This window comes from Nonomuraea sp. NPDC049649 (assembly GCF_040675175.1).
GTDB lineage: Bacteria > Actinomycetota > Actinomycetes > Streptosporangiales > Streptosporangiaceae > Nonomuraea.
Genome location: NZ_JBFAOH010000017.1, coordinates 29902 through 42969, shown reverse-complemented (window position 1 = coordinate 42969; position 13068 = coordinate 29902). Strand labels below are relative to the sequence as shown.

Below are 13068 nucleotides of genomic sequence, written 5' to 3'. Positions count from 1 at the left end.
CTACCCTGGACGATCGCCCGGTAGACCGGTCAATCCGGCACGATCTACCCCTGTGATCTGGTGGAATCTAGGGTTGTGAGTGGTCACACTTGGCGGCTGGTGCGCCGTGGCGGCAGCGAGCCCGCTGAGCCCCCTGTGCTGGACGAACATCAGCGCGCCGTCGTCGGCCACCCCGGCGGCCCCCTGCTCGTCCTGGCCGGGCCCGGCACCGGCAAGACCACCACGATCGTGGAGAGCGTCGTCGACCGGATCGAACGCCGCGGCACCGACCCCGAGCGGGTGCTCATCCTCACCTTCGGCCGCAAGGCCGCCGGCGAACTCCGCCGCCGCGTCACCGCGCGCCTGCGCCGCACCACCCGCACCCCGGTCGCGATGACCTTCCACTCGTACGCCTATGCCCTGCTCCGCCGCGAGGCGGTGCTGTCCGGCGGGCCCCCGCCCCGCCTCCTCACCGGCCCCGAACAGCTCCTGGAAGTCCGGCGCCTCCTCCACGGCGAACTGGAGGACGGCGCCCTCGACTGGCCGGAGGACCTGCGCGAACCCCTCAAGACCCGCGGCTTCGCCGAGGAACTGCGCGACTTCCTGTCCCGCGCCGCCGAACGCGGCCTCGACGGCGCACGCATCCAGGAACTCGGCAGACAGCACGGCCGCCCCGACTGGGTGGCCGTGGGCCGCTTCGCCGACCGCTACGAAACCCGCTTCGACCTCGACCCCGAACCCACCCTCGACTACGCCGAACTCATCGCCGAAGCGGCCCGCCTCCTGTCCAACCCCGCCGTCCAGGCCCGGGAACGCGCCGCCCTCGACGCCGTCTTCGTCGACGAGTACCAAGACACCGACCCCGCCCAGGAATACCTCCTCCACCAGCTGGCCGGCGACGGCCGCGACCTCGTCGCAGTCGGCGACCCCGACCAGTCCATCTACGGCTTCCGCGGCGCCGACGTCCACAACATCCTCAAATTCCCGGAGCGCTTCCGCACCCTCGACGGCCACGACGCCCCCATCGTCGCCCTCCGCCTTTCTCGCCGCGCCGGCACCGACCTCCTCACCGCCTCCCGCCGCATCGCCTCCCGCCTCCCCGCCGCCCCCCTCCCCACCCCACCCCCAACCCCCAACCCCACCGCACCACAACCTCCCGCACCGGTGCTGCCCGCGTCGGAGTCCAGGGGAGTGGACGTCGCCGCGCCGGATCCCGCCGCACCGGAGCCAGCCGGGGCGGAGTCGAGGGCGCCGCACCCCGCCGCGTCGCAACCCGCCATGCCACAACCCACCGCGCCGGAGCCCGCCGTGAAGGCGGTGACCGGGGGTCGGGGGCATCGGGATCTCGTGGCTTCGCCGGACGCGCCGCCGGGTGAGGTGCGGGTGTTGCTGGCCGACAGCACGAGTCAGGAAGCCGCGGTGGTGGCCGATACGCTGCGGCGGGCCCATCTGGTCGAGGGGGTGCCGTGGCATCGGATGGCGGTGGTGGTGCGGTCGGCGAAGCGTCAGGTGCCGCTGCTGCGCCGGGCGCTGGTCAACGCGGGCGTGCCGACGATGATCGCGGGTGACGAGGTGCCGATCGCGCAGGAGCCCGGCGTCCGTCCGCTGCTGACGATGCTCAAGGTCGCCCTCGACCCGGCCGCGCTGGACGAGAACACGGCGGAGGAGCTGCTGACCGGCCCGCTGGGCGGCACCGACATGATCGGCGTCCGCCGTCTCCGCCGCGCCCTCAAGATCGCCGACAACGAGGTGGCCGCCGACCCGCCGGAGCTCCCGTACGTGCCGCGCTCGTCGGGCGAGCTGCTGGTCGCCGCCATCGAGGACCCCCGCGAGCTGGTACGGATCGAGCCGCACGTCGCCGCGCCCGCCGAGCGGGTCGCCAAGCTGCTGGCCACCGCCCGCACCGCTCTCGGCGAGGGGGCGAGCGCGGAGGAGGTGCTGTGGGCCGTCTGGCAGGCGTCCGGGCTGGCCACGAGGTGGGCCGACATGAGCCTGTCCGGCGGCACCAGGGGCGCTCAGGCCGACCGGGACCTCGACGCGGTGGTGGCGCTGTTCGACCAGGCGGCCCGGTTCGTGGACCGGATGCCGAAGGCCGGGCCGGAGGTGTTCCTGGACGATCTGGCGTCCCAGGAGATCCCCGGCGACACGCTGGCCGAGCGGGCTCCCGACGGTGACGCGGTGCGCGTGCTGACCGCCCACCGGGCGAAGGGCCTGGAGTGGGACGTGGTGGTGGTGACGGGCGTCCAGGAGGGCGTCTGGCCGGACCTGCGGCTGCGCGGCACCCTGCTCGGCGTGGAGGACCTGGTGGAGGTGGTCGAGGGCGGCCGTCCGAACGCCGCCTCGCTCGCCTCCAAGCTGCTCGCCGAGGAGCGCAGGCTGTTCTACGTGGCCGTCACCCGCGCCCGCCGCAGGCTCGTCGTCACGGCGGTCGGCGGCGAGGACACCGACGAGCGGCCGTCCCGGTTCCTGTCGGAGCTGATGCCGGGCGCGATCGAGGAGGCCGGCGCGGGCGACCGTGCCCGCTGGCTCAGCATGCCCGCGCTCGTGGCCGACCTGCGCAGCGCGGTCACCGACCCGACCCGGCCGGAGAGGATGCGCAAGGCCGCCGCCAGGCAGCTCGCCAGGCTGGCCGCCGCCGGGGTGCCGGGCGCCCACCCCAACGAGTGGTACGCGCTGACCCCCATCTCCGACGACCGGCCGCTGAGCTGGCCGGAAGGAGTCGTCACCATCTCCCCGTCGGCGGTGGAGAGCTTCACCAAGTGCGGCCTGCGCTGGCTGCTGGAGACGGCCGTCGGCGCCGCGGGCACCAGCACCGCCCAGGGCCTCGGCAACGTCATCCACGCGCTGGCCGTGCTCGCCGCCACCGGCGTGCCCGACGAGAACCAGCTCGGCAAGCGCCTCGACGACGTCTGGAAGGAGCTGGACTTCGGCGGCGTCTGGTTCAACCGCAAGCAGCGGCAGGTGGCCGAGCAGATGATCGGCAGGTTCCTGCGCTGGCAGGAGGAGAACGACCGCGACCTGGTGGCCCTGGAGGAGTCGTTCGTGGCCACCATCGCCGAAGGCGTCCAGATCAAGGGCCGGGTCGACCGCCTGGAAAGCGACGAGAACGGCCGCGCGGTGATCATCGACCTCAAGACCGGCGGTTCCAAGCCCAAGCCGGGCGAGCTCGACCGCCACCCCCAGCTCGGCGTCTACCAGCTCGCCGCCCTGCTGGGCGCGTTCGCCAGGCACGGCCTGACCGAGCCGGGCGGCGCCGCCCTCGTCCAGCTCGGCAAGGCCGCCGGCAAGTACGCCGCGATCGAGCAGAAGCAGGACGCGCTGGCCGACGACCAGAACCCGGGCTGGGCCGCCGACCTGGTCGACACGGTCGCGATCGGCATGTCGGGCCCGCTCTTCCAGGCCAAGGTGAACGACGGCTGCCGCACCTGCGCGGCCAGGGCGAGCTGCCCGGTGAACGACAGCGGGGGACAGGTGTGCTGAACCCGGTCGAACTGGCCGACAAACTCGGCATCCTTCCCCCCACCCCCGAACAGGCCGCCGTCATCGAGGCCCCGTTGGAGCCGATGGTCGTCATGGCGGGCGCCGGTTCGGGCAAGAGCGAGACGATGGCGGGCCGCGTCGTCTGGCTGGTCGCCAACGGCCTGGTCAAGCCCGCGAACGTGCTCGGCCTGACGTTCACCCGCAAGGCCGCCGCCGAGCTGGCCACCCGCGTCCGGGAACGGCTCGCCGGCCTGGCCGAGGCGGGCCTGATCGACCCCGAGCTGCTGCACGACGAGCCGACCGTCTCCACGTACCACTCCTACGCCTCGCGCCTGGTCACCGACCACGCGCTGCGCGAGGGCCTGGAGCCCACCATGCGGCTGGTCACCCCGGCCGTCTCCTGGCAGCTCGCCTCCCGCGTCGTCGCGATGTACGACGGGCCGATGGACCGGGTCGAGCTGAGCCCCGCCTCGGTCACCGCCGCCGTCCTGGAGCTCGCCGGGGAGCTGTCGGAGCACCTGCGCGGCCCGGACGACGTGCGCCGCATCGGCGAGTGGCTGCACGACCGGCACGCCGAGCTGACCGGCCGCGTCACCAAGGCGCAGAAACGGCCCCTCGCCGTGCAGGCCGCCCGGGAACAGCTGCTTCCGCTCGTCGAGGCGTACGAGCGACTCAAACGACGGCGTGAGGTGATCGACTACGGCGACCAGATGGCGCTGGCGGCGCGGATCGCCGCCCGTCACCGGGAGGTCGGCGAGATCGAGCGGTCCCGCTTCGCGGTGGTGCTGCTCGACGAGTACCAGGACACCAGCCACGCCCAGCTCGTGCTGCTGCGCTCGCTGTTCGGCGGCGGCCACCCGGTGACCGCGGTCGGCGACCCCTGCCAGTCCATCTACGGCTGGCGCGGCGCGTCGGCCGGCAACCTGCGCCGCTTCCCCGCCGACTTCCGCACCGCCTCGGGCGACCAGGCTCCGGTGCGGCAGCTCAGCGTCAGCTTCCGCAACGGCGACCGGGTGCTCGACGTCGCCGCCCGGGTCCAGCTCCCGCTCCGCATGGAGGCCCGCGAGGTGCCCGTGCTGGTGCCCGGGGCCAACCGGGTGGACCGGGGCTGCGTCACCTGCGCCTTCCACGAGACCGCCGAGGACGAGGCGGAGTGGATCGCCGGGATGCTCGCCAAGCTGATCGGCCAGGAGGTCGCGCCCGACGGCCTGCCCTGGGGCGACCGGGAACGCAAGAAGACCCTCGCCATCCAGCCGCAGGACATCGCCGTCCTGGCCCGTAAACGCTCGCAGTTCCCCGCCCTGCGCAGGGCGCTGGAGGAACGCGACATCCCGGTCGAGGTGGTCGGTCTCGGCGGCCTGCTCACCGTGCCCGAGGTGAGCGACATCGTGGCCACGCTCCGCGTGCTCTACGACGCCACCGCGGGCGACGCCCTGGCCCGGCTGCTGGCGGGGCCGCGCTGGCGGATCGGCCCCGCCGACCTGCGGGTGCTCGGCGACTGCGCCCGCGAGCTGGTCCGCCAGTCCCGCGAGAGCCGCCACGAGGACGACCCGCTGGAGCAGGCCGTCGCCGACCTGGCCGAGGAGCAGGGCAGCCTGGTCGACGCGCTGGACGAGCTGCCCGACCGGGAGGAGTGGCTGGCGGCCTTCTCGCCGCTGGCCGCCACCCGGCTGGTCGCGCTCGCGCACGAGCTGCGCCAGCTCCGCGCGCACACCGCGCAACCGCTGCCCGACCTGATCAGCGAGGTGGAACGGCGGCTCGGCCTGGACATCGAGGTGGCGGCGCGCAGCGGGACGGCCAGTTCGTTCGCCGCCAGGGCCGACCTGGACGCCTTCCTCGACGCGGCCTCCCGGTTCGCGGGCGACGCCGAGGACCCGACGCTCGGCGCCTTCCTGGCCTACCTGGAGGCGGCCGAGAGCGAGGAGTTCGGGCTGGAGAGCGGCCGGGTCGGCGAGAGCAACAGCGTCAAGCTGATGACCGTGCACGCCTCCAAGGGCCTGGAGTGGCCGATCGTGGTCGTGCCCGGCCTGTCACAGCTCGTCAGCTCATCGGGCTCGATCACCACGGGCAGCGTCTTCCCCGCCACCCCGGTCGTGAACGGCCGCTGGACCGAGAACCCGCGCAAACTGCCCTACCCGCTCCGCGGCGACGCCCCCGACCTGCCCCGCCTCACCGGCCTGACCAAGGAGGAACTGGCCGCCTTCGACGAGCGGTGCCGCGCCCGGGACCTGATGGAGGAACGGCGGCTCGCGTACGTCGCCGTCACCCGGGCCCACTACCACCTCATCGCCTCCGGCTACCGGTGGGGCAGCGCCTCCAAACCGCTCGCGCCGTCGGACTTCCTGCTGGAGATCCGCGACACCGCCGACCGGGTCGCGGTCTGGGCCCCCGACCTCGCGCCCGGCGCCACCAACCCGCTGCTGGCCGAGCCGCCCCAGGCCATCTGGCCGGTCGAGCCCTCCGGCCCGCGGTACGAATCCGTACTCGACGGCGCCCGGCTGGTCGAGGACGCCCTCACCGGCGACCTGGACCTGGGCGACGACGAGCCGCTCCGCCCCTTCGAGGAGGAACGGCTCCAGGCCTGGGAACGCGACACCGAGCTGCTGCTACGCGAACGCGACCGGCAGCGGCGGCCCGACGCCACCACCGTCGAGCTGCCCGCCGAACTCACCGTCTCCTCCCTGGTCACCCTGGCCTCCGACCCCCGCGAGCTGGCCCGCCGGATCCGCCGCCCGGTCCCGCTCAAACCCGCCCCGCTGGCGCGCCGCGGCACCTCCTTCCACCGGTGGCTGGAGACCCGCTGGGACCAGCAGCGGCTCATCGACGACTTCGAGCTCGGCCTGGACGCCGAACCGGAGGAGGCCGACGTGCGGCTGGCGGAGCTGCAGGAGCACTTCGAACGGAGCGAGTGGGCCGACCGGCGGCCCATCGACATGGAGGTCCCGTTCGAGACGATGATCGCCGACCGGGTGGTGCGCGGGCGGATGGACGCCGTCTTCGAACTGCCCGGCGGCCGCTACGAGGTCGTCGACTGGAAGACCGGCCGCCCGCCCGCGGGCAAGGCGGCCCGCGCCGCGTCGGTCCAGCTCGCCGCCTACCGGCTGGCCTGGTCGCACCTGGCGGGCGTCCCGCTGGACCAGGTCAGCGCCGCCTTCCACTACGTACGAGCCAACCTCACCATCCGCCCCGTCGACCTCCTCGACGCCGACGGCCTGGTCGCCCTCATCGAGTCGATCCCCACCGATACCTGACTTTCCAGGCGAGGGGCAGGCGGCCAGGCTGTTCCCGCACGTGGTAGCGCGGGCGGCCCGGGTTGTTCCTGCGCGTGGTGGTGGGGGCAGGCACAAACGGCCGGGCTGCTCGCGCGGATGTCGTGGAGCCTGCTACGACGAAATCGTGTTAAGTCAGGCGCAGGTAGTTCGGACCGCTCATGCGGGGCGGCCTGGCTTCCAGCCGCGCCTCCGACGCCAGCGTTCCAGTCGTCAGCCACGGCCTGCCGGTGAGCCGGACCGCTTCGAGCGTCCTGGCCCGCAGCAGCCTGGCCATCGCCAGCTCGCCGTACGGATGCAGCGCTTCTTCCAGCGTGCGGCGCAGCAGCGCGGCGGCCTCGGCGGCCGGGAGCAGCGCGAACACGATCGCCGCCGTCCCCAGATGCAGCATGCGGGTCACGAACGCGTCCGTCAGCGCGTGCGGATCGTCGGTCAGCATCCACTCAGGCAGTTCCGGCACGGTGACGCCGGCCGCGGCCAGCCGCGCGGGCGACACCAGCACCCCGTCATGCCCTTGCACCAGCACCTTCACCCGCCGGCGCACCTCGGCACCGCGATCCGCGCCCTCGTCCGGCACCGTCACCGGCCGGCACACGTCGGCGTCATGATCGTCCAGGACCAGCGCCACCTCGTGCCAGCGGATCTCCGGTACGACTCCGTACTCGACCAGCAGCCGCACACCCCACCGCAGCAGCACGCGCACATAGGCGCCCAGCACCTCCGCGGACCGGAGCCCGTCCTCGACGTGCGGCTGGGTCAGCGCCGTCACCGGGATCCGCCGCCCCTCCGGCAGCCTGCGCACCATCCAGGCCAGGCAGTCGTGCCCGGCGCCCGCGTACTCCTGCTCACCCGCGACCAGCACGTCATCGTCGGCCAGTTCCCGCAGCAACGACTCGGCCCGGGCACCTGCGCCCAGCCTGCCCGGCTCGATCCTGAGCCGGTCGCGCGTCCCGAGCACGCTCACAGGCAGCGGCAGCACCAGATGGGTGCGCGGCCCGATCTCCACGGCCCGCATCGAGGCGACCGGCCGTACGGTGCCGCGCCCTTCGTCCAGCACCCGCCCCCCGGCCCGCCGCACCTCGTCCACGGCCAGCGGATGCACGGGAAACAGCACCTCGTCCGGGTGCACGGGGAACGGCGTGGCTGACGGGTGCGGGGCGGGCAGCGCGGCGGGCGGGTGCGCTTCGTCCGAGGGCTCAGAGCGCGGTTCGTCCGGCTCCCAGGTCAGGACGTCCGGCGGCAGTTCCGCCGAGCCCGGTTCGAGGTCGCGCCTCGGCACCACTGCCCAGCGCAGCTCGAAGGCGGGCCCGAACTCCGGCGCGTACGCCGCCTGCTCCCCGTCCGGAACCCCCGGCCGGGCCCGCGCCGTCGGGTAGCCCGGATGGTCCGCGAAGGCCGCCAGCGTCTCGTACGAAGGATCCCGTGCCAGCACGTCGGGCAGCCGCGCGTCGTGCGAATCCAGCGCGGCCAGCGCCGCCACGCACTCGTCGAAGAACGCTTTCACGCCGTCGGCGTCCTCCTCGGGGGCGATCTCGGCCAGCGTGTCCAGCACCTGCTCCAGCCCCAGCAGCTGCCCGGGCGCCACCACGAAGTCCTGGAACGGGACACCGGGCGCGAGCCGCACCAGCCTGCCGTCGGACAGCGTCAACCCGACGCCCTCCCGGCTCCGGGTGATCTGGGCGGAGATGTCGCCGTAGTCCTCCCGCAGCAGGGCGTCGAGCACCCGGGCGGCCAGGTAGGAGTCGCGCATACCACCCCCGAGCAGTGCAGGTAAGGTCAGCCTAACTACCCAAGATCCTAGCCCCCAGCGAAGATCTTCCCGAAGCCGCCCTAGGATGAGGGGGGATTTGGAAGGGTGGAGCCCGTGGAAACGCGAGCGGAAGAGCAACTCATCGGACCGCTGCTCCTCGCACGGGGCACCATCGACAGGTCTGCGGCCCTGCGCAACAACCCGGCGTGGTTGGAACGTGCCTGGCACGACCCCGCGACCCGGGTTCTCATCATCGACAACGGCCGCACGCTCGTCGAACGCGTGGGCGACGAGGTGCGGGCGGTGCTGTTCTCCCCGTCCGAGGCCCCGCCGGGGGAGCGTTTCCTGCTCGGCGTCGCCGACGGCGTCACCTACTTCGCCGTGGCGGCCCGACTGCCGGGCACCGCGGCGAGCGACGTCAACGGCCGGGTCACCGTGCCCATGAGCCCGCACGAGGCGCCCGAGGGCCGTCCGGTGCCGGCCGGGCTGCGCCAGGCGGGCGGCCTGCTCGGCGACCGCGACGCAGGGCTTCTCGTCTACGCCGTGGCGCTGGAGGCCTGGCACAGCACCCACCAGTTCTGCCCGCGCTGCGGCGCCCGCACGACCGTCGAGGCGGGCGGCCACATCCGCGTCTGCCCCCGCGACGCCAGCCAGCACTTCCCCCGCGTCGACCCGGCGGTCATCATGCTGATCCGCGACCCCGACGACCGCTGCCTGCTGGCGCGCGGCCCGCAGTGGCCCGAGGGGCGGCTGTCCATCCTGGCCGGGTTCGTCGAGCCGGGCGAGTCGCTGGAGGCGGCCGTGGTCCGCGAGGTGGCCGAGGAGGTCGGCATCCTCGTCACCAACCCGCGCTATCTCGGCAGCCAGCCGTGGCCGTTCCCGCGCAGCCTCATGCTGGGTTACTTCGCCCAGGCGCTCTCGACCGACCTCACCCTCGACACGGAGGAGATCGCCGAGGCCCGCTGGTTCTCCCGCGAGGAGCTGGCCCACGCGCTCGAGACCGGCGAGGTGCGCCTCCCGCCGCCGGTGTCCATCGCCCGCCGCCTCATCGAGACCTGGTACGGCAGCCCGCTCGCGGGCGACTGGTGAGACGGAGACCCGGGTGCGCCGCGCACCCGGGTCCCGGCGAATACCATCAGGCCGTTTCGAGGAGGGCCTTCACCTCGCGGGCGGACGGGTTGGTCCGGACGATGCGCCCACCGGGGGTCTCGATGACCACCGTCGGCACCACCTGGTTGCCGCCGTTGACGCTCATGACGAAATCGGCGGCGGCGGGGTCGCTCTCGATGTCGACCTCCTTGTAGCTGATGCCCTCCTGGGTCAGCTGAGACTTGAGCCGCTTGCAGGGGCCGCACCACGTGGTGCTGTAGACCGTGAGCGTCATCGCTGGGGAATCCCTCCAAGGTCAGGAAAGAAACGAAGGCGTCCCGTGCAACAACACGACAGCCCTGGTTAATCCCTCACCCGATCCGGTCGTAGATCCACGCTTGGACGCGCTCGGCCACGCCCGGCTCCCGGTAGAGGGCGGTGCTGTGCGACTTGCCCGGCATCGTGATGGTCTTCACGGGCACGCCGAGCTTGCCGAGGGACTCCTTGAGCAGCTCGCTCTGGGCCGGCGGCACGAACTCGTCCTTGGCATGCACGGTGAGCATCGGGGCGTCCCTGCGGCTGGCGTGCCAGGCGACCTCCATGCTGGCCCACGTCCGCGAGCACTTGCCCTTCGGGTGGCAGCCGCCGGCCAGCCGGATCGCCGACTTGCGCAGCCGTACCTTGGCGGGCTCGACGGCGGCGGCCCCGTCGGTGTAGGCGCGCAGCGGCGAGATGATCGGCGACAGCCCGACCACGCCCTTCAGGCCCTGCACGCCGTTGCCGAAGGTGCCGACGGCGGCGGCGATGTGGCCGCCCGCGGAGAAGCCGGCCACCACGTAGTTGTCGGCGTCGAACGCCCACCGGTCGGCGTTGCGGCGGGCGGTGGCGATGGCGGCCAGCGCGTCGGTGCGCTGCGCGGGCCAGGCGGCCTGGGTCGACAGCCGGTAGTTGATGTTGAAGACGGTGTAGCCCAGGTCGGCGTAGGAGCGCGCGATCCGGGTCATGCTCTTCTTGTCGCCGCTGGACCACCAGCCGCCGTGGATGATGAAGACGCCGGGCCGCTCCATGCCGTCGGGCGTCCACCACACGTCCATCTTCTGCAGGCGGTGCTTGCCGTAGGAGACCGTCTCTTTGGCCAGCCCGCCGATGCCGTCGGGGTCGGTGGGCATGGTCACCGCGGGCTCCGGCGCCGGGTTGCGCGCCGCCTGCGCGCTCACCGGGGTGAGCGCGGCAAAAGCGAGCGCGATCGCGCTCAGGGAAACCGCTGTCCGCACGGTCTTCCTTTCCCTCACGGTCTAAATGGACGGCCCCATTGTGGGGGAAGAGACTGGTGGTTTGCATCTCGTTGCCCCTGAAACCGGTGACGCCCCCTGTTGCGAGAATGGCTTCCGTACCGCCGCCGGCTGGGAGGATGGAGAGGTGAGCAGCGTGGACGACGTGCTGTCCGGGCTCGACCCCGAGCAGCGCGAGGTGGCCGAGACCGTGCGCGGGCCGGTGTGCGTGCTGGCCGGGGCGGGCACGGGCAAGACCCGGGCCATCACCCACAGGATCGCGCATGCGGTGCGCAGTGGCGCGGTCGACGCGCGGAACGTGCTCGCTGTGACGTTCACCACGCGCGCGGCGGGGGAGCTGCGCCAGCGGCTGCGGCGGCTGGGCGCGCCGGGGGTGCAGGCGCGCACGTTCCATGCCGCCGCGCTCCGGCAGCTCACCTACTTCTGGCCGCGGGTGATCGGCGGCGAGGCGCCGTCGGTGATCGAGTCGAAGCTGCCGGTGCTGATCGAAGCCTGCCGCCAGATCCGGAAAAATCCGGATCGGTCCGAGCTGCGCGACATCGCCGCCGAGGTCGAGTGGGCCAAGGTCACCCAGATCGGCCCCGACGACTACGTCGCCGCCGCCGCCAAACACCACCGCACTCCGCCCGTCCCCGCCGACGAGGTCGCGCGCCTCTATGAGGAGTACGAGCGGATCCGGCGCGAACGTCACCTCGTCGACTTCGAGACGATCCTGGAGCTGACCGCGGCCGTGATGACCGAGCACCCCGAGGTCGCCGCCCAGATCCGCCAGCAGTACCGCTACTTCGTCGTCGACGAGTACCAGGACGTCAACCCGCTGCAGAAGCTGCTGCTCGACACCTGGCTCGGCGGCCGCGACGACATCTGCGTGGTCGGCGACCCCAACCAGACGATCTACTCCTTCACCGGCGCCACCTCGCGCTACCTGACCGGCTTCCCGGTCGAGTTCCCCGACGCCGCGGTCATCAAGCTGGTCCGCGACTACCGCTCCACCCCCCAGGTCGTCGACCTGGCCAACCGCGTCATCGCCGCGAGCAAGTCGCCGCACCGCCTGGAGCTGGTCGCGCAGCGCCCCGACGGCCCCAGGCCGGTCTTCGCCGACTACGACGACGAGCCCGCCGAGGCCGCCGGCGTCGCCCGCGCCATCCGCAAGCTGATCGACCAGGGCGTCCCGTCCCGCGAGATCGCGGTGCTCTTCCGTACCAACTCCCAGTCGGAGGCCTACGAGCAGGCGCTGGCGAAGGCGGAGATCCCGTACGTGCTGCGCGGCGCGGAGCGGTTCTTCGAGCGGGCGGAGGTGCGGCAGGCCGTCGTGCTGCTGCGCGGCGCGGCCCGCTCCCACACCGGGGAGCCGCTGGCCTCCGAGGTCCACCACATCCTGGCCGGGGTCGGGCTGACGCCCTCGCCGCCGGGCGGCGGCAAGGCGCGCGAGAAGTGGGAGTCGCTCAAGGCGCTGGCCGACCTGGCGGAGGACATGGCGGCCGAGGGCGCCGACCTGCCGGCGTTCGTGGCCGAGCTGGAGCGCCGCGCCGCCGAGCAGCACGCCCCGCCCGTCGAGGGCGTCACGCTCGCCTCCCTGCACGCCGCCAAGGGCCTGGAGTGGGACGCGGTCTTCCTCGTCGGCCTCACCGACGGCATGCTGCCGATCATCTACGCGGAGACGCCGGAGCAGATCGAGGAGGAGCGCAGGCTGCTGTACGTGGGCGTCACCCGCGCCCGCGAGCACCTGTCGCTGTCGTGGGCGCTGGCCCGCGCCCCCGGCGGGCGCAAGGGCCGCCGCCCGTCCCGCTTCCTCGACGGGCTGTCCGGGCGGACGTCCGTGCCCGCGCGGCCCGCCACGCCGGTCCGCGACCGCAAGAAGGTGGCGGCCCCGGTGAGCTGCCGGATCTGCGCCAAGACGCTGCGGGCCGCGGCCGAGCAGAAGCTGGGCCGGTGCGCGACCTGCCCGGCCGACTACGACGAGATGCTGCTGGCGAACCTCAAGGCGTGGCGCGCGGCCACGGCCAAGGAGGCCAAGATCCCGCCGTACGTGGTCTTCACGGACGTGACGCTGCAGGCCATCGCCGAGCTGGTGCCGACGACCGAGCAGGAGCTGCTGGCGATCGCGGGCATCGGCCGGGTCAAGGTCGACCGGTACGGGGAAGCGGTGCTGGATCTGTGCCGGGGCTCCGGTCACTGAACGGTGCTCGCTTTCGCGTAATCTGTTCCG

The 13068-nt window shown here is 73.1% G+C and carries 7 protein-coding genes; 4 read left to right on the top strand and 3 right to left on the bottom strand.

From position 1 onward, the window contains the following. Positions 1-75 precede the first annotated feature (75 nt). Both AB0J42_RS21755 and AB0J42_RS21750 read left to right on the top strand, forming a co-directional pair. The gene (locus AB0J42_RS21755; protein WP_364297075.1) at positions 76-3459 is read left to right on the top strand and encodes an ATP-dependent DNA helicase; all 3384 of its coding nucleotides are present in this window, start codon (positions 76-78) and stop codon (positions 3457-3459) included. Beyond that, positions 3453-6710, top strand: coding sequence for an ATP-dependent DNA helicase (locus AB0J42_RS21750; RefSeq protein WP_364297073.1), 3258 nt, complete (start codon positions 3453-3455; stop codon positions 6708-6710). Before AB0J42_RS21755 ends, AB0J42_RS21750 begins: the two co-directional genes overlap by 7 nt. Before the next feature lie 148 nt (positions 6711-6858). On the opposite strand, the gene AB0J42_RS21745 is transcribed toward AB0J42_RS21750, so the two are convergent. Then, on the bottom strand, positions 6859-8478 hold the full coding sequence (locus tag AB0J42_RS21745; protein ID WP_364297071.1) for an IucA/IucC family protein: 1620 nt from the start codon (positions 8476-8478) through the stop codon (positions 6859-6861). A gap of 114 nt (positions 8479-8592) precedes the next feature. Between AB0J42_RS21745 and nudC the strand changes: the two genes are divergently transcribed. Beyond that, positions 8593-9567 carry an NAD(+) diphosphatase gene (gene nudC / locus AB0J42_RS21740; RefSeq protein WP_364297069.1) on the top strand — a complete coding sequence of 325 codons (975 nt, stop codon included), beginning with the start codon at positions 8593-8595 and terminating at the stop codon, positions 9565-9567. A gap of 46 nt (positions 9568-9613) precedes the next feature. Here nudC and AB0J42_RS21735 read toward each other — a convergent pair whose 3' ends face one another. Next, on the bottom strand, positions 9614-9862 hold the full coding sequence (locus AB0J42_RS21735) for a mycoredoxin (protein ID WP_364297067.1): 249 nt from the start codon (positions 9860-9862) through the stop codon (positions 9614-9616). 76 nt (positions 9863-9938) lie between these two features. After that, a complete protein-coding gene (locus AB0J42_RS21730; RefSeq protein WP_364297065.1) occupies positions 9939-10841 on the bottom strand; it encodes an alpha/beta hydrolase in 903 nt (300 codons plus the stop codon). Between the two features lie 154 nt (positions 10842-10995). Between AB0J42_RS21730 and AB0J42_RS21725 the strand changes: the two genes are divergently transcribed. Further along, a complete protein-coding gene (locus AB0J42_RS21725) occupies positions 10996-13038 on the top strand; it encodes an ATP-dependent DNA helicase UvrD2 (protein ID WP_364297254.1) in 2043 nt (680 codons plus the stop codon). Positions 13039-13068 lie beyond the last annotated feature (30 nt).